General features: G+C 68.1%; 22 protein-coding genes. 7 read left to right on the forward strand and 15 right to left on the reverse strand.

What is annotated here, in order from left to right:
- The first annotated feature begins 5 nt into the window (after positions 1 to 5).
- From ACHAA3_RS01535 to ACHAA3_RS01545, 3 genes are read left to right on the forward strand one after another with little or no spacing between them, the layout of a single operon-like run.
- Positions 6 to 779: an ABC transporter permease gene (locus ACHAA3_RS01535; RefSeq protein ID WP_435707168.1), complete on the forward strand. Its 774-nt coding sequence runs from the start codon at positions 6 to 8 to the stop codon at positions 777 to 779.
- On the forward strand, positions 776 to 1,810 hold the full coding sequence (locus tag ACHAA3_RS01540) for a sulfate/molybdate ABC transporter ATP-binding protein (protein ID WP_435707169.1): 1,035 nt from the start codon (positions 776 to 778) through the stop codon (positions 1,808 to 1,810). The genes ACHAA3_RS01535 and ACHAA3_RS01540 overlap by 4 nt, the downstream gene beginning before the upstream one ends.
- A 9-nt stretch (positions 1,811 to 1,819) precedes the next feature.
- Positions 1,820 to 2,473: a hypothetical protein gene (locus ACHAA3_RS01545; protein ID WP_435707170.1), complete on the forward strand. Its 654-nt coding sequence runs from the start codon at positions 1,820 to 1,822 to the stop codon at positions 2,471 to 2,473.
- On the opposite strand, the gene ACHAA3_RS01550 is transcribed toward ACHAA3_RS01545, so the two are convergent.
- Positions 2,418 to 3,332 carry an AraC family transcriptional regulator gene (locus tag ACHAA3_RS01550; protein ID WP_435707171.1) on the reverse strand — a complete coding sequence of 305 codons (915 nt, stop codon included), beginning with the start codon at positions 3,330 to 3,332 and terminating at the stop codon, positions 2,418 to 2,420. The genes ACHAA3_RS01545 and ACHAA3_RS01550 overlap by 56 nt on opposite strands.
- Positions 3,333 to 3,405: 73 nt before the next feature.
- On the opposite strand from ACHAA3_RS01550, the gene ACHAA3_RS01555 reads away from it, so the two are divergent.
- Both ACHAA3_RS01555 and ACHAA3_RS01560 read left to right on the forward strand, forming a co-directional pair.
- Positions 3,406 to 3,846 (forward strand): DUF1772 domain-containing protein, encoded by a 441-nt coding sequence (locus ACHAA3_RS01555; RefSeq protein WP_435707172.1) that lies wholly within the window; start codon positions 3,406 to 3,408, stop codon positions 3,844 to 3,846.
- 28 nt (positions 3,847 to 3,874) lie between these two features.
- Complete coding sequence (locus ACHAA3_RS01560; RefSeq protein ID WP_435707173.1) at positions 3,875 to 5,269, forward strand: class II fumarate hydratase; 1,395 nt, start codon at positions 3,875 to 3,877, stop codon at positions 5,267 to 5,269.
- Between the two features lie 2 nt (positions 5,270 to 5,271).
- On the opposite strand, the gene ACHAA3_RS01565 is transcribed toward ACHAA3_RS01560, so the two are convergent.
- The 7 genes from ACHAA3_RS01565 to ACHAA3_RS01595 all read right to left on the reverse strand — a co-directional run bounded on the left by ACHAA3_RS01565 (position 5,272) and on the right by ACHAA3_RS01595 (position 12,979).
- The gene (locus ACHAA3_RS01565; RefSeq protein ID WP_435707174.1) at positions 5,272 to 6,609 is read right to left on the reverse strand and encodes a DUF2079 domain-containing protein; all 1,338 of its coding nucleotides are present in this window, start codon (positions 6,607 to 6,609) and stop codon (positions 5,272 to 5,274) included.
- Entirely contained in the window at positions 6,606 to 7,742 is a 1,137-nt protein-coding gene (locus tag ACHAA3_RS01570) for an ABC transporter ATP-binding protein (protein WP_435707175.1), read from the reverse strand. The genes ACHAA3_RS01565 and ACHAA3_RS01570 overlap by 4 nt, the downstream gene beginning before the upstream one ends.
- Before the next feature lies 1 nt (position 7,743).
- Entirely contained in the window at positions 7,744 to 8,718 is a 975-nt protein-coding gene (locus tag ACHAA3_RS01575; protein ID WP_435707176.1) for a hypothetical protein, read from the reverse strand.
- A complete protein-coding gene (locus ACHAA3_RS01580; RefSeq protein ID WP_435707177.1) occupies positions 8,715 to 9,536 on the reverse strand; it encodes a carbohydrate ABC transporter permease in 822 nt (273 codons plus the stop codon). Before ACHAA3_RS01580 ends, ACHAA3_RS01575 begins: the two co-directional genes overlap by 4 nt.
- On the reverse strand, positions 9,533 to 10,699 hold the full coding sequence (locus ACHAA3_RS01585) for an extracellular solute-binding protein (protein WP_435707178.1): 1,167 nt from the start codon (positions 10,697 to 10,699) through the stop codon (positions 9,533 to 9,535). The genes ACHAA3_RS01580 and ACHAA3_RS01585 overlap by 4 nt, the downstream gene beginning before the upstream one ends.
- A 38-nt stretch (positions 10,700 to 10,737) precedes the next feature.
- A complete protein-coding gene (locus tag ACHAA3_RS01590; RefSeq protein ID WP_435707179.1) occupies positions 10,738 to 12,039 on the reverse strand; it encodes a PhoH family protein in 1,302 nt (433 codons plus the stop codon).
- A 175-nt stretch (positions 12,040 to 12,214) separates the two neighbouring features.
- A complete protein-coding gene (locus ACHAA3_RS01595) occupies positions 12,215 to 12,979 on the reverse strand; it encodes an isoprenyl transferase (RefSeq protein WP_435707180.1) in 765 nt (254 codons plus the stop codon).
- A gap of 17 nt (positions 12,980 to 12,996) precedes the next feature.
- Here ACHAA3_RS01595 and trhA point away from each other — a divergent pair, with 17 nt between their 5' ends.
- Positions 12,997 to 13,698, forward strand: coding sequence for a PAQR family membrane homeostasis protein TrhA (gene trhA, locus ACHAA3_RS01600; protein ID WP_435707181.1), 702 nt, complete (start codon positions 12,997 to 12,999; stop codon positions 13,696 to 13,698).
- Here the strand turns inward: trhA and ACHAA3_RS01605 are convergent.
- The 3 genes from ACHAA3_RS01605 to ACHAA3_RS01615 all read right to left on the reverse strand — a co-directional run bounded on the left by ACHAA3_RS01605 (position 13,695) and on the right by ACHAA3_RS01615 (position 17,595).
- Positions 13,695 to 15,695, reverse strand: coding sequence for a thioredoxin domain-containing protein (locus tag ACHAA3_RS01605; protein WP_435707182.1), 2,001 nt, complete (start codon positions 15,693 to 15,695; stop codon positions 13,695 to 13,697). The genes trhA and ACHAA3_RS01605 overlap by 4 nt on opposite strands.
- 58 nt (positions 15,696 to 15,753) lie before the next feature.
- On the reverse strand, positions 15,754 to 16,836 hold the full coding sequence (locus ACHAA3_RS01610; protein WP_435707183.1) for a Fic family protein: 1,083 nt from the start codon (positions 16,834 to 16,836) through the stop codon (positions 15,754 to 15,756).
- A gap of 126 nt (positions 16,837 to 16,962) precedes the next feature.
- Positions 16,963 to 17,595, reverse strand: coding sequence for an isochorismatase family protein (locus ACHAA3_RS01615; protein ID WP_435707184.1), 633 nt, complete (start codon positions 17,593 to 17,595; stop codon positions 16,963 to 16,965).
- Positions 17,596 to 17,709: 114 nt separating this feature from the next.
- Here ACHAA3_RS01615 and ACHAA3_RS01620 point away from each other — a divergent pair, with 114 nt between their 5' ends.
- Positions 17,710 to 18,654 carry a GlxA family transcriptional regulator gene (locus ACHAA3_RS01620; RefSeq protein ID WP_435707185.1) on the forward strand — a complete coding sequence of 315 codons (945 nt, stop codon included), beginning with the start codon at positions 17,710 to 17,712 and terminating at the stop codon, positions 18,652 to 18,654.
- Between the two features lie 30 nt (positions 18,655 to 18,684).
- Here ACHAA3_RS01620 and ACHAA3_RS01625 read toward each other — a convergent pair whose 3' ends face one another.
- Genes ACHAA3_RS01625 through ACHAA3_RS01640 form a run of 4 tightly spaced genes read right to left on the reverse strand, consistent with a single transcriptional unit; the run spans position 18,685 to position 23,022 of the window.
- Entirely contained in the window at positions 18,685 to 19,572 is an 888-nt protein-coding gene (locus ACHAA3_RS01625; protein WP_435707186.1) for an enoyl-CoA hydratase-related protein, read from the reverse strand.
- A gap of 22 nt (positions 19,573 to 19,594) precedes the next feature.
- Positions 19,595 to 21,043, reverse strand: a complete 1,449-nt coding sequence (locus ACHAA3_RS01630; protein ID WP_435707187.1) for a class I adenylate-forming enzyme family protein — start codon at positions 21,041 to 21,043, stop codon at positions 19,595 to 19,597.
- 8 nt (positions 21,044 to 21,051) lie between these two features.
- Positions 21,052 to 22,176: a DUF5938 domain-containing protein gene (locus ACHAA3_RS01635; protein ID WP_435707188.1), complete on the reverse strand. Its 1,125-nt coding sequence runs from the start codon at positions 22,174 to 22,176 to the stop codon at positions 21,052 to 21,054.
- Between the two features lie 42 nt (positions 22,177 to 22,218).
- Positions 22,219 to 23,022 (reverse strand): SDR family NAD(P)-dependent oxidoreductase, encoded by an 804-nt coding sequence (locus ACHAA3_RS01640; RefSeq protein ID WP_435707189.1) that lies wholly within the window; start codon positions 23,020 to 23,022, stop codon positions 22,219 to 22,221.
- Positions 23,023 to 23,067: the final 45 nt, after the last annotated feature.

Raw genomic sequence — 23,067 nt, forward strand, 5'->3', positions numbered from 1 at the left:
ACGCCGTGACGCTGCCCCGCTGGATCTACGTCCCAGCGGCGATCGGAGCGATCCTGATCGTGCTCCCGCTGGTGGCGATGGCCAGCCGGGTCAACTGGACCGACTTCTTCGACCTCATCACGTCGGACTCGTCCCGCGCCGCCCTGATGCTGAGCCTGCGCACCTCCGCCACGTCGACGGCACTGTGCGTGGTGTTCGGCGTGCCGATGGCGATGGTGCTGGCTCGCACCAGCTTTCGTGGCCAGAACCTCCTGCGCTCGTTGGTTCTGTTGCCCTTGGTGCTTCCGCCGGTCGTCGGCGGCATCGCCCTGCTCTACACCTTCGGGCGACGCGGCCTGCTCGGCGAGCGACTCGAGATCATCGGTATCGACATCGCCTTCTCCACGGCCGCGGTGGTGCTCGCGCAGACCTTCGTGGCACTTCCCTTCCTGGTCGTCAGCCTGGAGGGCTCGTTGCGCACCGCCGGGCGACGCTACGAGGTCGTGGCCGCCACGCTGGGCGCCCGACCCACCACGGTCCTGCGCCGCGTGACACTCCCACTCGTGCTGCCAGGCCTCGCGTCCGGAGCGATCCTCTCCTTTGCCCGTGCACTGGGCGAGTTCGGCGCCACCATCACCTTCGCGGGCAGCCTGGAGGGCACCACCCGCACCCTGCCCCTGGAGATCTACCTGCAGCGCGAGTCCGATCCCGATGCCGCCGTCGCCCTCTCCCTGGTGCTGGTGGTCGTGGCTGTCCTCGTGATCGGCCTGGTTCGGCGCCCCAAGGGTGCGGCGGCATGAGCCTGACCGCGTCCGCCCGCTTCGACGATCGCGAGGTCGACATCTCGGTGGAGGTCGCCGACGGCGAGACCATCGCCATCGTCGGCCCCAACGGCGCAGGCAAGTCCTCCCTGCTGAGCGCCCTTGCCGGCACGTCACGACCCGACGCCGGTTCGGCGCGCCTGGACGACGACGTCCTGTACGACGCAACGACCTGGGTCCCGGCACACCGTCGCCGCACTGCGCTGCTCGCCCAGGAGCCACTGCTGTTCCCCCACCTGAGCGTGCTCGAGAACGTGGCCTTCGGTCCCCGCAGCACGGGGGCGCCGCGACGCGCCGCTCACGAGATCGCGCACGCCTGGTTGGCACAGGTCGGCGCCGAGGGCCTCGCGGATCGACGCCCGGCCAATCTGTCCGGTGGGCAGGCGCAACGCGTGGCCGTGGCGCGCGCCCTCGCCGCCGAACCCCGCCTGTTGATGCTCGACGAACCCATGGCCGCACTCGACGTCACCGTCGTGCCGGCCATGCGCCAGGTGTTGCGTCGAGTGCTGGTCGACCGCACCGCCATCATCGTGACCCACGACGTGCTCGACGCCCTGCTGCTGGCCGATCGGGTCGTGGTGATCGAGGGCGGTCGGGTCGCCGAGGTCGGGCCGACCCAGGATGTCTTCACCCATCCGCGCAGCTCGTTCGGTGCGGAGCTGGCTGGCCTCAACCTGGTCCGCGGCACCCTGCGCGGCAGCACAGTCGTCTCTGAGGACCTGGTCGTTGAAGGCACCGTACGAGGGGAGATGGCCGAGGGCGAGGATGCGGTTGCCGTCTTCACGCCGGCTGCTGTGGCCGTGCACCTGCACCGACCGGGCGGGAGCCCACGCAACGTGATCGAGCGCCGGATCGAGCAGATCGAACCGCTGGGCTCACAGATGCGGATCCGGTCCGGGGGCCTGAGCGCCGACGTGACGGCGGCAGCAGTGGCCGAGCTCGACCTGGCGCCTGATCGCGACATCGTGCTCGTCGTCAAGGCCAGCGAGGTCTCGATCCACCCTGCGTAGGCTCGATGCGTGTCCGAGGTCCACCTGCGTCGTCGATCCGACGGCGCCCTCGAGCTGCGGGTCAACGGCGTGTTCGTCATGGACGATCTCGAGACCAGCTCCGAACGGCTGCTGGCCCGGCACGTGATCGACCTCGGATCCCGCGACGTGCTCGTCGGCGGACTCGGGCTGGGCTTCACGCTGCGCGAGCTGCTCGGCTCGCCTGACATCGACCGGGTGAGGGTGGCCGAGCTGCACCCCGAGATCGTGCAGTGGATGCGCGACGGCACGCTCCCCGGCGCAGACCTGCTCGCCGATCCGCGCGCCCACGTCGTGGTGGGAGATGTCCGTGACGTGGTGGCGTCCCAGCCACTCGCGAGCCTCGACGCGATCTGTCTCGACGTCGACAACGGGCCCGGCTTCCTGGTCCACCAGGACAACGCGGCCGTCTACCGGTCAACCTTCGTCGAGACCTGCGCCGCTCGCCTGCGCGCAGGTGGTCACCTGGCGATCTGGTCGATGGCCGACTCGGTCGAGCTGCGGGCCGTGCTGGACGCATCGTTCGAGCGGGTGACCGTGACGGCCGTCCCGGTGGATCTGCAGGGCCGCGACGAGCACTACTGGGTTCTCACCGGGTCAGGGCCGCTCGGTGGTCGCGTGGCGAGAGTCCGTGCTCCCGCTTGAAGGCCGCGCTCAGGGCGAATGCGTTGGCGTAGCCCACTCTCGCTGCGATCGCGGCAAGGGTCAGGTCCGAGCCGACCAACAGATCGGCGGTCAGCGCGAGTCGCCAGCGGGTCAAGTACCTCAGCGGCGGGACCCCGACCCGCGCCGCGAAGCGTCGGGCGAGCGCCGCGCGAGACAGGCCCACCGCGTGGGACAGCAACTCCACGGTCCACGGCTCTGCTGGGCGCTCCTGCAACAGCGCGAGCGCTCGTTCGACCACCCGATCGGGTCTCTCCCCGCCCAGTGCCGCAGGTTGCCGAGTCCGCAGGACCGTGACGACCAGAAGATCGAGCAGTCGATCCAGGACCGCCTCCTGCCCCGGAAGATCACGAGCCAGCTCATCGGCGAGCAGAAGCGGCACCAGACTGTCGCTCCCCGAGACCACCAGCACGTGGGGCAGCGCGGCCAGCATCAGCGTGCCGACCGAGGTCTCGCGCTCGTAGGCCCCGATGAGCAGCACGGTCGCCTCGGGATCGCGCGTGTTGCCCCACGTACGGACACCAAGACCCATCGACTCGGCCAGCAGCCTGCCCTGCGGATCGACGCACACCTGGCCCGGCAGGATGCGGATGTCTTCGTCGACGCCAGGCCCGCTTGCCACGATGTAGGGCTCAGGTCCACGCACCAGCACGACATCGCCGGTCGACGCGACGTGAACACCGTCGGCGCCGCGGACGATCGCTTGCCCTCGGACCACGGCGATGACGCTCAAGGCAGCATGGTCCTCCACGCTCAAGGACCAGTCGCCGCCGAGCAGCGCCTTCAGCAGGAAGGCGCCTTGGGCACGGGGGCCGTCGAGCAGGGCAGAGATGGCGTCCATGCTGAGACTCTTGCACATGGTGCCGAGCCTTTCAGCCATTCTCATCATCTCATTGGACCGCGATGCTGAGCACATGATCGACATCGCTGCGCAGGACATCGCACTCGTGCTCGCCCGGGCCCTCAGCGGTCTGCTTGCCGGGCTGTACGTGGCCTTCGCCGTCGCGGTGATGCCCGCCCTGCACCGTCTGCCCGACGACGTCTTCGTCGCCACCATGAGGCGGATCAACGAGGTCATCGTCAACCCGGCCTTCATGCTGCTGTTCCTCGGCGCGCCGCTCCTCGCGGTCGTGCTGCTGCGCTGGCACCACGGACCGCTCGGCGTGGTCTCCGCCGTTGCGGGAGTCGCGGCGTTCGTCATCACGGTGGCGGTCAACGTGCCGCTCAACGATGCCCTCGCTGCCGACGGCCTCCGATCTCCGTTCGAGGCCCGCTGGGTGGCCTGGCATGCGATGCGCACCGTGGCCTGCATCGTGGCCTTCGGTGCCACCCTGCTGCTGACCTCCGCCGGGTGAGGGCAGGAGGCGCCGATACAGTCAGGACATGACTGACACCACCGAATTTCGCATCGAGCACGACACCATGGGCGAGATCAAGGTGCCCGCCAACGCCCTGTGGCGGGCCCAGACACAGCGTGCCGTCGAGAACTTCCCGATCTCCGGCACCCCGATCGAGCCTGCACAGATCCGCGCTCTCGCCCAGATCAAGTCAGCCTGCGCCACGGCGAACGCCGAGCTCGGGATCCTCGACCAGGACATCGCCGACTCCATCGTCGCCGCAGCCGCCGAAGTGGCCAACGGCGATCACGACGCCCAGTTCCCGATCGACGTCTTCCAGACCGGCTCGGGCACCTCGAGCAACATGAACACCAACGAGGTCATCGCCACGATCGCCTCCAAGACCCTGGGCAAGGAAGTGCACCCCAACGACCACGTCAACGCGAGCCAGTCGTCGAACGACGTGTTCCCCACCTCGATCCACGTGGCCGCCACCGCATCGGCCAGCAACGAGCTGATTCCCGCGCTGAACCACCTCGCCACGTCGCTCGAGGCCAAGTCGACCGAGTTCGCGACGGTCGTCAAGTCCGGTCGCACCCACCTGATGGACGCCACCCCGGTGACCCTCGGCCAGGAGTTCGGCGGCTACGCGACCCAGGTCCGCCGTGGCATCGAGCGCATCGAGGCCTCACTCCCCCGCACCGCCGAGGTGCCCCTCGGCGGCACCGCCGTCGGCACCGGGATCAACACGCCGATCGGTTTCCCGCAGCGCGTCATCGAGCTGCTCGCCGAGGGCACCGGCCTGCCGATCACCGAGGCCGTCGACCACTTCGAGGCGCAGAGCGCCCGCGACGGACTGGTCGAGATGAGTGGCCAGCTGCGCACCATCGCCGTCAGCCTCACCAAGATCTGCAACGACCTGCGCTGGATGGGTTCAGGCCCGCGCACCGGTCTGGGCGAGATCAACCTGCCCGACCTGCAGCCGGGTTCGAGCATCATGCCGGGCAAGGTCAACCCGGTCCTGCCGGAGGCGACCTTGATGGTCGCCGCCCAGGTCATCGGCAATGACGCCACGATCACCACGGCCGGCGCCTCCGGCGTGTTCGAGCTCAACGTGATGCTGCCCGTCATGGGACGCAACATCCTCGAGTCCATGCGTCTGCTCACCAACTCCTCCACCGTGCTCGCCGACCGCTGCATCGACGGCATCACGGCCAACGAGGAGCGCTGCCTCGAGCTGGCCGAGTCCAGCCCGTCGGTCGTCACCCCGCTGAACCGCCACATCGGCTACGAGAACGCCGCCAAGGTCGCCAAGATCTCTATCAAGGAGAAGAAGACGATCCGCGAGGTCGTCATCGCCGAGGGCTACGTCGAGCGAGGCGACATCTCCGAGGCCGACCTCGACAGCGCGCTCGACGTCATGAGCATGACGCACCCCTGAGATCAGGGGGCTGCTGGCGGCCCCTCCAGCAGCACGTAGCCGTCGCGGTCGATGACGACCTCGTAGATCTCGCCGTAGGTGTCGAAGGCGTAGGCCTCGGGATTGGATGGTGACCCGAAGCCACCAGCCAGGTCGAAGGCGATGTAGTCCGGTGCGACCTGGGCATCGATCGAGCCGACCCAGTAGACGGTGTGGTCGGTGACCAGGTGGGTCATCAGGCCGATGTCGGTCTCGACGGAGGCTCCGGCGGGGATCTCCTCGACGATGGCCTGAGCAGTGTCGGCGCGGTCCGGGGCGCGGTAGAAGTCGGGGTCGAACAGCATGGCGACGGGTGATCCGATCAGGCTGATCGCTGTCGCCACGACTCCCACCGGCACCAGCTTGCGCAGGTTGTCGTGGCGCTGCATCGCGTCGATGGCGGCCACGAACACGATCGGCATCAGCACCAGTGAGTAGTGGAAGTCCAGGCCCCAGTAGCTGGAGTTGTCGCCGGCGAACCGCCACGCGAAGGTCGGCAGGGCCAGCAGTGCCCACGGAGAGAACAGCGCTGCGAATCCCGTGACCGCGACCGTGACCGCTGCCGTGGCGATCTTGCGTGCGGGTTCGTCGGTGAGGGTCGCGACCAGACCCCGCTCGCCGCCGAGCGACGAGGCGTAGGCGTAGCCGTCCGTGGCGAAGGCCGGGATGATCACCAGCACGGTGACCGCGGTGGCCACCAGCCCGCCGATGGCGACCCACTGCCCGAGCCGCTTCTGCCCCGAGAGGTACAGCACCACGCCCACGACAGCGACCGTCAGGCCAAGATCCTCCTTGACGAGGACCAACGGCACCGACCATGCGACGACCGCGCGCCAACGCCGGTCGACATAGGCGGCGCCGGCCAGAGCCAGCAGGGGCGCGGCGAACGCCACCTCGTGGAAGTCCGCAGCCACTGCGGACTGCAGGCCGAACGACAGCGCATAGAGCACGGCCACGACGACCCCCACCCGTGTGCCGAGCACCCGCATGGCCAGATGCGCGATCACGGCGACCGAGATCGCGATCAGCAGCACCTGAGCTAGCAGGACCGTCTGCGCCGACGGGAACAACCGGTAGACGGGTGCGATCACCGTGTAGATGGGCGAGAAGTGGTCACCCAGGATGTTGAAACCGGGGCCCTTGACGTCGACGATCGGGGCTCCGGGGCGCGCGTAGCTCTTGATCGCCTGCTCGAAGATCGCATTGTCGAACGAGACCGGCACGAACGTGGAGAACCGCACCAGCGTGACCGTGGAATAGATCGCCGCGGCCAGCACGCTGATCAGCACGGTCAGGCCCGTGCGGGGTTGCAGTCTCCTCACGTGAGGTTCTCCCCCGAGACCGGGTCGAACACGAGAACATGCTCGCGGGCCGCCCCGATCGTCAGGGCGCTGCCCGGGGCCAGGGTCTGGTCCGAGGGCAGTTCGGCCACCACGAAGGTCTGGAAGAGGTCGAACTCGATGAGGTCCTCCACCTCGTCGAGCACCTCGAGGACCGCCGGATCGATCTCGTAGCCGAGGTACGCGAACTGGCTGCGTCCGCGCCACTCGACGTCGTCGACCGCGGCGGTGATGGCGAAACCATCGCCGACCGAGCCGCTGACCAGGTGCTCGGGCCGGACCCCGACCATCACGACGTCGAGCCCCGCGATGCGCGCCTGCAGATCAGCGTCGATCGCGTAGGTGCCCACGGGGGTCTCGATGCCGTTCTCGCCGGGGAAGCCGGGGATCAGATTCATCGGGGGTGCGCCGAGGTAGCCCGCCACGAACATGTCGGCCGGCTTCTCGTACAGCTCGCGCGGGGTTCCGACCTGGTGGATGAACCCCTGGTGCAGGACGGCGACCCGATCGGCGGCCGACAGCGCTTCGTCGACGTTCGACGTGGTGAACACCGTGGTGCGCAGACGTTCGGTTTGCCACTGCAGCACCACCGAACGCACGTGAGAACGCATGCGGTCGGACTGCACCGAGAACGGTTCGTCGAGCAGGTAGGCACGCGCCTCACGCACGACCGCGCGCGCGGTGGCGACGCGTTGGCGCAGGGCGGCGTCGAGGCGGCTCGGGTGGGCCCCGATGACGTCCTCGAGCGCGAAGAAGCTCGCCGCCTCCTCGACGCGAGCCCCCAGCTCCGCCTTGTCGTGCTTGCGTCGCAGCGTCGAGGAGAACGCGATGTTGTCGTAGACGTCGAGGTGGGGGTGCAGGGCGAAGTCGTCGAACAGCATCGACACGTCGCGCTGGCGCGGAGACTCAGCCGTCACGTCGTCACCGTCGAGCAGGATCTGTCCCTCGGTGGGCTCGGCCAGACCGACCAGCACCTTCAGCAGCAACGACTTGCCGCCTCCACTGGGACCGACGATGGCGAGAGTCTGCCCGTCGGGCACCGTCAGGCTGATGTGCTCCAGCAGTGCACGGCCGTCGCGCGTGAACGAGATGTCACGCAGCTCGATCGAGGTCATGTCAGGGCCTCCCCAGAAGTGCGGCGATACGCCGCGAGAACACGATGATGACAAGGAACGCAGGCAGCATCCACCACAGGCCGGCCGCTGCGACGACCTGGCTGGACAGCTCGCCGCGGCCCGACAGCAGCAGCAGGGTCGCTGGCAGGGGCCGGGTCTCGCTGGTCGCGGCCATGCCGGCGCCCAGCGCGAGATCGCCGGCGGTCCAGTAGAAGACGACGACGGCCACCAGCAGCAGGTCCAGCGCCAGGTAGGGCCACGCGAACCAGCGCAGCACCTGGCGACGATCGGCGCCGTCGGCGCGCATCGCCGCGCGCAGCGACCACGGGGCAGCACGGAACACGCGCACCATCAGCCAGACTGCCAGCGGCACCGACAGCACGAGCGTCGGCACGACCATCGCCAGGCGGGACTGCGACAGGTTCCAGTCCAGCAGCTGCGCCGAGGCGGGCGCCGCCAGAATCACCGTGGGTGCGACGAGCATGGCGGCGAAGAGCCCGTAGGCGATGCGGCGGCCACGCGGCCGGTGGTGCACGAGTCCGGCCGCAGCAGGAACGGCCAGGACGAGTGCGATGACCGTCGCCAGGCCCGCCACCAGGAGCGACGTTCCCGCAGCCTCGAGGATCACGCCGGAGCTCGCCTCACCGAATGCGGCTCCGGAGAGCTCGGTGGGCACCACGCTGGTCCGCACGCTGCCCTCGGGCGTCGTGGCGACGCTGACGACCCACATCAGGGGCACCACGGTGAACACTGCGAACAGCTCGAGGCCGAGCACGGCCCACAGTGAGACCTTGCGGCTGCTGTCGGCAACCAGCACCCCGACCACACCGGTGCCCATCAGCACGACGGCCACCGTCAGCCACAGCCACAGGTCGGGGCGGGGCACGGCGATCACACCGTAGTTGGCCACCGCGAAACCGAGCAGGAAGGACACCACTGCGGCGCTGAGGCGCGAGCGGATCGATGGAGTGTTCACAGTCCCCTCCTGACCCGGAAGGCAGGAACGAGCGCCGCCGTCAGCGCGACGGCGACCACCAGCAGCACCACGGACATCGCGGCGCCGAGGCCGAGCTCGAAAGCACTGAACTGGGTGTTCCACATCAGCACGGGCGCCGTCCGCAGCGTCGTGTCCCCATCGTCGACCAGCAGAGGGTCGACCAGCAGGGGCCCGTCGAGCACCCGCAGCGTGTCCAGGACGCGGAACGTGACGATGGCGGCCAGAGCCGGCGCGATCGAGGGGAGGATCACCCGTCGCCAGCGCTGCAGCCCGGTGGCGCCGTCCGCGAGGGCCGACGCCATCAGGGTCGAGGGCACCCGAGCCAGCGCGAGGGCGACCACCACGATCACCAGGCCGGTGCCGCGCCAGATCTCCGAGATCGTGACAGCCACCAGCGGGCTCGGCTCACCGAACCACTGGAACACGAACCCGGTCGTGGCGGCATCGTGCCACAGGACGACGCCGACCACCGAGAGCACGGCCAGCGGCAGCAACGCGACCACTCGTGCCACCGGCCAGACCCGGGTGACTCGGTTGATCGCCGCTGCGAACATGCACCCGAGAACGACCTGGATCGTGACGACCGCCGTCACGACGACGAGCGTGACGGCCACGGCCAGCCACCACTGCCGACTGGACACGACCGAGAGCAGATTGTCGATGCCGACGAACTCGACCTCATCGGGCGCGGTGAGGTTCGACCGGTGCAGCGAGGTCCAGACGATCCGGCCGATCGGGACCGCCGTCACCACGACCAGCACCAGGACGGCGGGCGCGAGCCACTTCCAGCCCCTCACGGCAGCTCTCCATCTGTGGCTGCCGCGACGGCCCGCTGGGACTCACCGGGGGTGGCTCCTGCGTCGACACCGGCGAGGGGACTCCACGTGTCGTCGAGGGCGCGCCGCACCGCGTTCCAGGACGGCACGACCGGAACGGGCTGCACGGTCCGCAGCGCCGTCGCGACGACCTCGGCGGTCGGGGACTCATCGATCAGGGTCTCGTCGTCGTAGACGCTCAGACGCGGGACACCGTGGCCGGTGTCGACCGCCAGGGCGCGCTGCGCTGCGGGAGTGGTCAGGCAGGAGATCAGGTCCGCGGCGTCGGCCTTGGCATCGGAGTCGCGCGTCACCGCCAGCGACACGCCGGATCCGGGGGACTCGGTCTCGGTCGAGACGGGGTAGGCGGTGTATCCGAGCTCTGGAGCGAGCAGCTGCAGTGCGGGGCTGGACAGGGCCGAGCTGGGGGCGAGCAGGAAGCCGCCGGTCGAGGTGGCGAACTGGTCGGTGGCGTCGTCGGCGGGTCCCGGGTTGAGGCCGCTCGTGCGGTAGGACTCGATGATCGTCGCCGCCGTCCGATCCGCGCCCAGCGCCGTGACCCAGGCGGAGGTGGCCGTCCCGTCGTCGTCCTGGATCTGGACCGTGACGCCCAGACGCTCGGCGCCGGCGAGCAAGGCGTCCCAGGTGATGGGCGCCTCGGTGTCCAGACCTGCGCGTTCGGCCACGACTCCGCGGAACCACAACAGCTGCGGGTCGAACCACCACGGCGCGGCCGCGAGCTCGCCGTCGTACATCGAGGTGGCGAGAACGCCGGGCGCGACGTCCTCGCCCCACCTCTGCTGCTGACCGGTGGACAGTGGCGCCAGAAATCCGGCCCGCGTTATCTCGGGCACCAGCTCGGTGTCCAGGCTGACCAGATCGACCGACCCGTTGTCAGCAGAGAGGCGACGCACCAGCTCGGTGTGCCGATCGTCGATGTCCTGGGGGAGCTCGCGCACGCGCACGTCGGGCCCGCCGGACACGGCCTGACAGTCGACGGCGAGCCCGACCGCATCGATGCGATCGGGAGCGACCCACCAGTCGATCACCGAGGAGTCAGAACCCTCGGTGGAACCGCACGCGGCAAGGCCCAGCACGAGGCAGAACGATGTGCCGCGCGCCAGGACCCTCCCCACAACGCTCACGGGGAAACTGTGCCACAACTGGTGTCACGCTTCCCGCCTCAGAGGCTGACGTCCTCCAGCATCTCGGTGACCAAGGCTGCGACCGGCGAGCGCTCCGAACGGGTCAGGGTGATGTGCGCGAACAACGGGTGGCCCTTCAGTCGCTCCACGACGGCCACCACACCGTCGTGGCGGCCGACCCGCAGGTTGTCGCGCTGGGCCACGTCGTGGGTCAGCACGACCTTGGAATTGGCCCCGATGCGCGACAGTACGGTCAGCAGCACGTTGCGCTCCAGCGACTGCGCCTCGTCGACGATCACGAACGAGTCGTGCAGCGACCGGCCGCGGATGTGGGTCAGCGGCAGGACCTCGAGCATGCCGCGGTCCAGGATCTCCTCGATGACCACCGGCGACGTCATGGAACCGAGGGTGTCGTAGACCGCCTGGCCCCACGGGCCCATCTTCTCGGACTCGCTGCCCGGCAGATAGCCGAGCTCCTGGCCGCCCACGGCGTACAACGGCCGGAAGATCACGACCTTCTTGTGCAGGCCGCGCTCCATCGTGGCCTCGAGGCCGGCGCACAGCGCCATGGCCGACTTGCCGGTGCCGGCGCGGCCGCCGAGCGAGACGATGCCGACCTCGGGATCGAGCAGCAGGTCGAGGGCGAGTCGCTGCTCGGCCGAGCGCCCCCGGATGCCGAAGGCCTCCCGATCGCCGCGCACCAGCTGCACCTGCTTGTCGGCCGTGACCCGCCCGAGTCCGCTGCCCTTGTCCGACAGCAGCACCAGTCCGGTGTGGCAGGGCAGCTCGCGCGCCTCCTCGAGATCGACCGTTCCGGTCTCGTACAGAGTGTCGAGGTCGAAGCTCTCGACCTCGAGCTCGGTCATGCCGGTCCAGCCGGACTCGGTCACCAGCTCGGCGCGGTACTCATCGGCTGCCAGGCCCACGGCGGATGCCTTGACCCGCATCGGCAGGTCCTTGGACACGATGGTCACCTCGAAGCCCTCGTCGGCGAGGTTGCGGGCCACCGACAGGATGCGGGTGTCGTTGTCGCCGAGTCGAAATCCCGACGGGAGCGAGGAGGAGTCGGTGTGGTTGAGCTCGACGCGCAGCGTCCCGCCCTCGTTGCCGATGGGAAGCGGCGCGCTGAGCGTGCCGTGCTGCACCCGTAGGTCATCGAGGAACCGCAGAGCGGTGCGTGCGAAGTACCCCAGCTCGGGATCGTGTCGCTTGCCCTCGAGCTCGGTGATCACCACGACCGGGAGCACGATCTCGTGCTCGTGGAACTTCGTCATCGCGTGGGGGTCGGCCAGCAGAACGCTGGTGTCCAGGACGTACGTGCGGCGCTTCGTAGCAGTCATGACTGCCTCCTCGCGACACGCACGCGCTCCCTGCGCCGGTCGCGTCACTCGATGAAGTGGACCCGGCGCGCGATGTCAGGGGCGAGCATCAACACACGTCGAACGTACGACTCGATGCACGCCACTTCCCGCAGACACGCCCGACCTCGCGGCAACGCGCAGGTGAACAGGTCGGCTACGTGCCGAAGCGGCGGTCGCGGGCGGCGTAGGAACGCATGGCGCGCAGGAAGTCGACGCGGCGGAACGCCGGCCACAGGGCATCACAGAAGTAGAACTCCGAGTGCACGCTCTGCCACAGCAGGAATCCGGAGAGGCGCTGCTCACCGGACGTGCGGATCACCAGGTCCGGATCGGGCTGGCCCTTGGTGTAGAGGTGCTCGGCGATGTGGTCGACCTCCAGGGTCTGGGCGACCTCCTCGAGGGTGCGGCCCGCAGCGGCCTGCTCGAGCAGCAAGGATCTCATCGCGTCGGTGAGCTCCTGCCGTCCGCCGTAGCCGACGCAGATGTTGACCTTCATCGCAGCACCGTGCTCCACCGAGCGGTCCGCCGCGGCCTTCAGACGCGCAGCTCCATCGACGGGCAGCCGGTCGAGGCTGCCCAGCAGATTGATCTGCCAGCGCCCATCGGCTGCGAGCCGATCGACCATGTCCTGCACCGCGTTCATGATGCTGGCCACCTCGCCGGCATCGCGCTGCAGGTTGTCGGTCGACAGGACCCACAAGGTGACGGTGCCGACACCGAGCTCGTGGCACCAGTCGAGGAATTCATCGACCTTCGCGGCGCCGGCCTGGTAGCCCGACTCGAGGTCGCGACGCGCATCCTTGGCCCATCGACGATTCCCGTCGACGATGGCGCCCACGTGACACGGCAGCCGCTGCGGGTCCAGTGACCTGGCGAGCCGTCGCTCGTACGCGCTGTACAGCACGGTGGTAACACCCATGCGGCTAATGTATGCCCATGGCGGACACCGATACCGAGGCCCTGGTCGACGAGGTCGGGACTCGGATGCGCGACACCGTCGAGGACATCAAGCCCCACCTGCGCGGTTGGCTCCACGCCGCCACGCTCCCCCTGGCGTTCTTCGCCTTCCTGGTCATGATGGTGATCGCCGATGATGTCGTGGTTCGATTCGCCGTAGCCGTGTTCATGGTCAGCGCCATGCTGTTGTTCGGCGTGTCGGCGACCTATCACACCGGGTCGTGGTCGATCCGTATGCGCGCGTTCTGGAAACGCTTCGACCACGCCAACATCTTCTTGCTGATCGCTGGCTCCTACACCCCGTTCTCGGTGCTGCTGCTGAGCACGTCGCACGCGATCATCATGTTGTCCCTGGTGTGGGGAGGGGCCCTGGCCGGTGTCGCGTTCAAGATGTTCTGGATCGGCTCACCGCGCTGGCTCTACGTGCCGCTGTACCTGCTGCTCGGCTGGGCCGCGGTGCTGTACTTCCCCGAGTTCGCCGAGAACGCCTCGACCCCCGTGCTGGTGCTGCTGATCGTCGGCGGCGTCCTGTACTCGATCGGCGCGGTCGTCTACGGATTCAAGTGGCCCAACCCGTCGCCCACCTGGTTCGGGTTCCACGAGGTGTTCCACAGCTTCACGATCGCGGCGTTCATCGTGCACTACATCGGCGTCAGCCTGCTGGCCTACCAGCAGTCCTAGCGCAGCTGCGTCACGTCGGTGACCGGCAATCGACACACGAAGTTCTCGCACACGTAGGCAGCAGTCCTGCCGTCGACCAGCGTGCGATCGGCGAACAGTGGGACGTCCAGTCCCGGATCGCCTGCCACGACGATCGTGCCCGGTGAGGTCAGGCGTAGCGCAGCGCGATGCAGGTCGCCCCGATCCTCAGCCGATCCGACGACAGCGACCTGCCGGGGGCCGGCCAGCAGCGCTTCGGCCGCTGCCAGGGTCCACCCGGCAAAGCGTGGAACCTCGGTGGCCAGCAGCGCGGTCGCTGCCACGGCTGACTCGGCGGCGTCGCGGTACCGGTGTTCACCGGTGACTGCGGCGAAGGCGATCAGGGCGTGCACGATGGCCGAGGTGCCTGACGGGTAGGCGTTGTCGGACTCATCGCGTGGCCGCACGATCAGCGGCTCGGCGTCGGCCGCGGTGTCGAAGAAGCGACCATCGTCGTCCGTGAACTGATCGAGGGCCCGATCCAGCAGCACCCGCGCTCTCTCCAACCAGACTGGGTCCCCCGTCGCGCCCAGCACCGCGACGAACGACTCGGCGACCGCGCCCAGGTCCTCCAGCACCGCCAGGTTGTTGCCAGCGGCGCCGTCGCGGGAGGTGCGGGCGAAGGCCGCGCTGTCGGTGCCGTGCACGCGCACCAGCAGCTCGGCCGCCTCGAGTGCGGCGCGAGTGAACGCGGGGTCGTCCAACAGCACTCCGGCCTCGCACAGGGCCGAGATCGCCAGACCGTTCCACGAGGCGACCACCTTGTCGTCGCGAGCCGGGCGGGTGCGCGTGGCTCGAGCCGCCAGCAGCTTGCTGCGGACGTCAGCCCAGCGCTCAGGATCGGAGGGGTCCTCACGCAGCTGCAGGGTCGAGAACCCGCGCTCGAAGGTGCCGGGGCCAGTGACGCCCAGCAGCTGCACGGCCCAGGCGGCGTCGGCCGTGCCGAGCACCTGCATCAGCTGGTGCGGGTTCCAGACGTAGAAGGTGCCCTCGTGCACTGCACCCGCCTGGTCAGCACTGTCCGCATCGAGGGCCGACGCGAAGCCGCCCTCGGGCGTGCGCAGCTCGTCGAGCAGGAACTGCGCGGTCTCGCGGACAATGCGCTCGGCCAGCGCCGAGCCGTCCCCCTCCGGACCGATCTGTCGCCACCAGTGCAGGTAGACCCGCAGCAGCTGGGCGTTGTCGTAGAGCATCTTCTCGAAGTGCGGCACCTGCCAGAACCGGTCGACCGAGTACCGGGCGAAGCCGCCGGACAGCTGGTCGTACATGCCGCCACGGGCCATCACCTCGCAGGTGCCGGCGACCTGATCGAGCGAGCCGCCGGTCCGATCGGCGTGACGCAGCGCGAACTCCAGCACCATCGACGGCGGAAACTTCGGGCTCGTGCCGAAGCCACCGGCGTCCTCGTCGTAGGACGACGCGAGCTTGGCCGCAGCACCGTCCAGGTCCTCGGCGCTCAGGGGCGCTCCCCCGACGTCGATCGATTCGGACAGGTGCCCCAGGACGTTCTGACCGACCTCCAGCACCTCCTCACGCTTGTCGGTCCACGCCTCGGAGAGCGCCTGCAGGATCTGCGTGAAGGCAGGTCGGCCCTGCGTCGGCTCGGGCGGGAAGTAGGTGCCGGCGAAGAACGGTTCCCCGGTCGGCGTCAGCACGCAGGTCATGGGCCAGCCGCCCTGACCGGTCATGGCCTGCGTGGCGCGCATGTACACCGCATCGACGTCGGGGCGCTCCTCGCGATCGACCTTGATGTTGACGAAGTGCTCGTTCATGTAGGCCGCGGTGTCGGCGTCCTCGAAGGACTCGTGCGCCATCACGTGGCACCAGTGGCAGGCCGCGTAACCGACGCTCAGCAGGATCGGGCGATCCAGCGACGTCGCCAGGTCAAGCGCCTCGGGACCCCACTCGTACCAGTCGACAGGGTTCTCGGCGTGCTGCAGCAGGTACGGGCTGGTGGCGTGGGCGAGACGATTGGCCATTCCCATGACTCCTAACGAGTGACTCGTGTGTCACCTTTGAACGAATGATTCACGAAGCTCACTCCGGTCGGGTCAGCACATCCAAGAACTCGTGATTGACGAAGAGAAGTTCTCTGCCAACCTTGACGTCACTGAGGAGCCCTGCTTCGACCAAGGCATGCAGCCACGACGAGGCCGTCTGCCGAGAAACACCGCAGCGATCAGAAACAGCGCTAATTCGGCTGTAGGGCTGCTCAAAGAGGACAGCCAGGAACTGGGCGTCGCGTCCACCCGTGGTGGCCGCACGCGCTCGCTCGGCAATGTCCTCCTGGCACATGCGGATCGCTGCAATCTTGCGTGTTGTTGACGTTGCAGACTCCCGGACTACATCAAGCATGTAGAGAATCCACTCGATCCATGCGCCTTCAGCCGTCACCGCACGCAGGAGTCGGTAGTAGTCGTTCTTCCGGGCAATTATCGCGCGTGAGAGGTACAGGATGGGCTCGTTCAGCAGACCAGCGTCGATCAGCATCAAGATGTTGATGACGCGGCCGGTACGCCCATTGCCATCATGGAATGGGTGGATTGCCTCGAACTGGTAGTGAGCCACGGCCATGCGCACCAGCGGATCGAGATCGTCGTCGGCATGGATGAAACGCTCCCACGCCGAGAGTTTCTCTCGAATGTGGTCAGGACCCTCGGGCGGCGCGTACACGATCTCTCGCGTGCTGGGGTTCGCGATGCGAGTGCCTGGTACCGCGCGGACAGACATGTCCCGGCCCTGCAATTCGGAACAGATTCGAGCTGCTGTCGCTCCAGTCAACGGCCGACTTCTGACCGAATCGACGCCGGCGAACAGCGCGGTCCGATAGCGCAGGGCCTCCTTGGTGGCGTGGTCTCCCCCTCCTGAATCAACGTGCTTGAACAGTTCATCGGCGGTCGTGACGATGTTCTCGATCTCCGAACTGGCCTGCGCTTCAAGCAGCGGGACAGCATGAATCAAGATGTTGGGATTGGGCAGGAGCTGACCCGCTTGGGCCAGTGTTGCCAAGGCGGTTCGCGCCTCGATTGTCGCTTTGAGTACTGCCTTGGGTTCAAGATCGAGACCCGCCGGCGGCAGCGGCGGTAGCTCATTGAAAGGGATCTCGGGGCTCCAGGACATGTGTCAACTCTTTCGACTCATCCGAACTACGCGTTAAGTATTCCCAGTAAACTTAACACGTCGTCGGGATGTGTCACGTCCCTCGACATGTCTGCCAGCACGGCCCGCACCCAATCGTGAGGTGACTCAGGCGTCGAACTCGGCGCGGCCCTGTGTCGCGGAGGTGCCCAGATCGCTCTTCGGCAGCTCGGCGCCCGAGCGGGCGGCCTCGATCCACGCATCGGTGGTGGCGACGGCGGCGAAGTTCGAGTTCAGCAGCACCATCAGCGTCTTGTGCAGCTGCTCGGCCGACACGCTGCCAGCCTCGTTCGCCAGGTGGATGGCTCCGGACGCGTCGGACAGGACCTCCGCGCCGTACCCGCGGACCTCGGCGTCCGCGGCCGTGGCGATGTCGCAGTTGTTCGTCATGTAGCCGACGATCGAGACGGTCTCGACCCCGTGCTCCGCGAGGAACTCGGGAACTCCCTCGCCGGTGAAGGCGCTGCCGCAGACCTTCGACGCCCGCTTGAACTCCGGCTTCAGGCGGCTCTCGATCTCCGGGTGCAGCGTCCAGCTGGGCGAGTTGACCGCGAACACCGGCGCACCTTCGGGCAGCTCGTGCTGCAGCACGACGACCGGCATGTCGAGCTCGACGGCGACATCCATGGCGCGGGTGATGTTGGCGAGGGACTCCTCACGGGACGGGTACTGGACCTGCAGGATGCCGTCGAAGTACTCGTTCTGGACGTCGATGACGATGAGTGCACGCTTGGCGGTCACGGTGAGCTCCTTGATTCGGGGTTGAACTCCAGTCTCGTCGCGTCTTCGCGGTAGCGTGAGTGGCACAGATGCCGACTTCCGATGGATTCGGGCCAAGCCTGAACGGAGCAGACCATGAAGATCGCGATCCACGCCTTCGACCAGATGAGCCTGTTTCACCTGTCCGTCCCGACGACGGTGTTCACCGAGGTGCGCCAGCTCGGCCTCGACACCTCCTGGACGACGGCGGTGTGGAGCACCCAGCCGCAGGTGACGACGGCGGAGGGAATGACGCTCGACCACCTCCGCGGTCCGGACGCCGCCCTCGAGGCCGATCTGCTGGTCTTCCCCTCGTGGCATTCCGACCTGCGCCCTGCCGACCCCGAGGTGTCGACGGCGATCCATGAAGCCGCCGGTCGAGGTGCCGGCCTGGCAGGTCTGTGCCTGGGCGCCTTTCCCCTGGCTGGCTCGGGCCTGCTCGACGGGCGAACCGTCGTCACCCACTGGAGCGCTGCCGAGCAGATGGCGACCAGCCATCCCGCGGTGGTGGTCAACGCCGACGCGATCTACATCGACCACGGCGACGTGCTGACATCGGCCGGGACTGCGTCGGCGATCGATGCCTGCCTGCACATCGTCCGGCGCGAGCTTGGTTCTGAGGCCGCTTCGACGCTGGCCCGACACCTCGTGGTCGCGCCGCACCGAGAGGGCGGGCAGGCGCAGTACATCTCCCGTCCCGTGCCCGAGCCGGACGGCGTCGGACAGCTCGGCGACACGATCGACTGGGCCCTCGGCCGCCTCGACCAGCGCATCACCGTCGACGCGATGGCCACGCACGCCCGAATGAGCAGACGGAACTTCACCCGCCGCTTCACCGAGTTCACCGGCTCGAGCCCTGCGAGGTGGTTGACGACCCGGCGCCTCGACGAGTCCCGCCGACTGCTCGAACGCTCGACCCTGTCGATCGACTCCATCGCCACCCGCAGCGGCTTCGGCAGCGTCGTCACGTTCCGCCAACGGTTCGCCGACGCCTACGGCACCACCCCGACGTCCTACCGCCGCAGATTCGCGATGGACTGAGGACCAGTCGCAGCCGCCGCGGATCAGTCCCTACAGATCCGCGGGCCGCTGGGCCGGACGATCCACCACGTCGGGAAGATCGGACGGCACCGTCATCGGGAACGCGGGATCGCGCTTGTCGAAGAACGAGGAGATGCCCTCGGCCAGGTCGGCGCTGGCGAAGCGTTCGGCCAGCGCCCGCGATTCCGCGGCGTGGGCCTGCCACGGTGACGAGGCCTCGAGCCCGTGCCAGATCATCTGGCGAGCCAGCGAGGCCGAGACCGGCGAGGTGCGATCGGCGATTTCGCGCGCAATGCCGAGCGCCGTGGTGACGACCTCGTCATCGGCGACGACGTGATTGGCCAGCCCGGCGGACAACGCCTCGGCCGAGCCGATCAGACGGCCGGTGAGCACCCACTCCATGGCCTTGCCCGGCGAGACGACCCGCGGCAGAAACCACGACGAGGCCGCCTCGGGCACCAGGGCACGACGGTTGAACACGAATCCGTACCGGGTCGACTCCCCCACCACGCGGACGTCCATGGGCAGCGTCAGCGTGGCCCCGATGCCGACTGCCGATCCCTCGATGGCGCCGATGACCGGCTTGCGCGACTGCGCAATGGACAAGGCCGCGAACCCGCCGGAGTCTCGTTCCACGCCGGTGATGTCGCCGGCGAGATCGTCGAAGGTGTCGCCCGCGCCGAGCTGGCCCGACATCGCGGCCTCGAGGTCCGCACCGGCACAGAAGTGTCCGCCGCTGCCCGCGAAGACAACGACACGTACCGCGTCGTCGACGTCGGCGGCAGACATCGCCGCGTCGATGTCGACGGCCATCTGCTTGCTGAACGTGTTGCGCTGGTCCGGCCGGTTGAACCGGACCAGCGCGATGTGGTCCTCGACGTCGTAGTCGAGATTGGCCAGCCGCAGACTTTCGCTCATCGACTCAGCCTAGTGCGGACCGTCAGGACTCCGTGAGACGTCGAAGAGCTGGCTTGTCGATCTTGCCGACGGCGTTCTTGGGCAGCGCATCGAGCAGCGTGATCCGGGTGGGCAGCTTGAACCTGCTGAGCTGTTCGCGGCAGTGCTCGAGCAGGGTGGCCTCGTCGACCGTCCCGCCCGGGCGGCGGGCGACGAAGGCGATCGGCACCTCGCCGAGCACGTCGTCGGGTTCGCCGACCACGGCGGCCTCGAGGACGTCGGCCTGCTGATACAGCACCGACTCGATCTCCTTGGGGTAGATGTTCTCGCCGCCCCGGATGATCATGTCCTTCACCCGATCGACCAGGACGAGATACCCATCGGCATCGAATCGGCCGACATCACCGGTTCGAAGCCACCCATCGACGATGGTCCTCGCCGTCTCCTCGGGCTGACCGAGATAACCGGTCATCACGGTCGGGCCGGAGATGACCACCTCGCCCACCTCGCCGGCAGCGAGCAGCTCACCGTCCGGGTCGATCACGCCGACCTGCTGACCGGGGAGGGGCAGGCCCACCGTTCCGGGCTTGCGAACACCGCGCAGCGGATTGATCGTCGACGCGCACGTCGTCTCGGACAATCCGTACCCCTCGACCAGCGTGAGACCGAACCGCTGCTCGAACCGGTCGATGAGCTGGGCCGGCATTGGCGCGGCACCGCAGACGGCGAATCGCAGGGACGAGGTGTCGGGAACGACGTCGTCCGGCAGGGAGCTGAGCATCGCGTAGATGGCCGGCACCGCCGAGAAGTAGGTGGGCCGTACTCGCTCGACGTCGGCGAAGAACCTGTCGCGCGAGAACGTGCCCACGATCGTGACCTGACCGCCCGCTCGTAGCGGAGTGAGAGTGCCCAGGACGATGCCGTTGGCATGGAACAGCGGAAGCACCAGCAGGCTGTGGTCCGCCGAGGTGATGTCGAACCACTCGATGAAGCTTCCCGTCATCGCATCGAGATTGGCGTGCGTGAGCATCACGCCCTTGGGCCGCCCCGTGGTTCCACTGGTGTAGATCAGCATCGCCAGGTCGCCGGGACGCGCTTCAGCCATCGGCAGCTCCGTGGACGACTCGAGGCTCGACACTGCGAGGGTCGACAGGTCGGCGACCGGACCGGTGCCGTCCTCGGTGATCAGGACCACTGACCGGGCATCGAGGACCTGGTGACGCGCTTCGGCCCCGGTGAGCACGGGATTGAGTGGATTGACCGTGGCCCCGATCCGCCAGGTGGCGAAGAGGACCACGATCAGCTCGACCCGGTTCTTCAACTGGACCGCCACGACGTCACCAGGACCGACCCCGCGATCGACGAGGGCGCCAGCGGCCGACCTCACGCGGTCCGCGAGGTCGGCGTTGGTCAGCGACGTCGTGTCATCGGCGATCGCCGCAGCGTCCGGATCGGCGGTGCAGCGTGCCTCGGGCAGGAAAGCGAAGTGCATGAGACGCGTCAGTCGATCGTGACGACGGGCGCCTGCACGAGGCCGAAGCCCATCAGCTGCCCGAGCAGCTCGCGATGACCGAAGGCCTGGCAGCCCGACGCGAAACCGACCCTCCTGGGCGGCTGCTGCAGCAGGGAGTAGGCGGCGTAGGCCTGCAACAGACCCGTCTGCTTGTAGTTCTCCTTGCCGTGGATGACGACATGAGCACGACCGAGCGGGCCCGATGCGTGGACGGAGTCCATCGACTTGTTGACCCGCGGGTTCTCGCGCGGAGGCATCTCGCTCATGACCTGGGAGGCGGTGGCTGCCAGGGCGGCGTACTTCTCCTCGACTCCCATGCCTTCGGTCGCTTCGATGGCGCCGGCCACGATCTGCGGGACCGCAAGCATCAGGCCGCGGTTGAAGACGCCACCCAGAGCCTTGACGTTCGCGACGCGTGGATCCTTCCGGTACCAGACCGGATGCGACGTGCCACCCCACGGAAGGGCGAGCGCGACCTCGTGCTGCCCGGGAATATTCAGGTGGAAGTGACCTGCCTCGGGATCGAACGGCACGTACGCGTCCTGCTCGAGATAGTGCGCGTCGGTCAGGGCCGCGTTGAACAAGATGGTCTGCGTGGAGGCGACCGTGGGGCTGCCTCCCCAGAAGACCGCGATGTCGAGCGTGTCGAGGCCCGGCTTCTCCAGTGCGATCTCGGCCGCGATCTCCCCCGTCGTGTACATCTGTGCGAGTCCGGGCGAGAGGACCAGCCCTGCTGCGGCGAAATCCGCGCCGTACTTCTCGTCGCACGTGATGACCCAGTCCTGCTCACCGGTGGTGTCGGTGTAGTGGACACCGGCCGCGAGGCAGGCCTCCACCACCTCGGGCCCGTACCGACTGAACGGTCCGACGGTGTTCAGCACCACGGAGGCGCCGGAGAACAGCGCGGTCAGCGCGCCGACCTCGTGGTCGACCTGGACGACCTCGAAGTCGGCCGTCTCGATGCCGGGGACGTGGGAGGCCATGGACGAGACCAGCTTCTCCTCGTCGCGGCCGGCGGCGATGAACGGGACGTTGTACTCACGGAGGTACTCGCAGATCAGTCGACCTGTGTACCCGGATGCGCCGTATACGACGACGGACTTCTCACTCATGGGGGTTCCTTATCTGGTGGAAGGGATGGAAGAGGTCGGGGTTCACATGCCCATGCCGCCGTCGACCGACAGGGCGACGCCGTTGACGAAGGCCGAGTCCTCGGAGGCGAGGAAGGCGACGCCGTTGGCGATGTCCTGCTCGGTCGCCAGGCGGCCGGACGGGGTCAGGCTGACCACGGCACCGACGGCCTCGTCCGGTGAGCCGAAGAGACCTCGCTCAGCCGTGTCGTTGGCCAGCTGGGCGCCCATCGCGTTGGGCACGAGGCCCGGGCAGACCGCGTTGACCCGCACGCCGTATCCGAGCCGACCGGACTCTGCAGCAGCGACGCGGGTCAGTCGATCGATGGCGGACTTCGACGCCGAGTAGGCGGCGATTCCAGGAAAAGCGATCGTCGCGGCGACGGACGCGATGTTGATGACCGCGCCGCCGGCTCCAGCGGCGCCCTCGGGACGCATGGTCAAGAAGGCGTGCTTGATGCCCAGCATGGTGCCGACCACGTTGACGTCGAAGGTCTTGCGGGCATTGGCCGGATCGAGGTCGACGAACAGATCGGTGATCTCGATCCCTGCGTTGTTGACCAGCACGTCAAGACCGCCCAGCGCAGCCACGGCGTCAGGGACCGCGGCCGCCCAGGACGCATCGTCGGTCACGTCGAGGTGGACGAACGACGCCTGGTGTCCCTGCTCGGCGAGTGCGTCGGCACTGGCCTGCCCGGCCTCGGCATCGATGTCTGCCACGACCACGGCCGCGCCCTGGGCCGCCACGGTCTCGGCCATCTTGAGCCCCAGCCCTCGGGCTCCTCCGGTGATGAGGACCTTGCGGCCACTCAGATCGCACGTTGCCATGTCGCTGTTCCCTTCGTCGTGGATATGACCTGAGTCACAGCACAC

It is taken from the genome of Aeromicrobium sp. CF3.5, from assembly GCF_051262695.1.
Taxonomy (GTDB): domain Bacteria; phylum Actinomycetota; class Actinomycetes; order Propionibacteriales; family Nocardioidaceae; genus Aeromicrobium.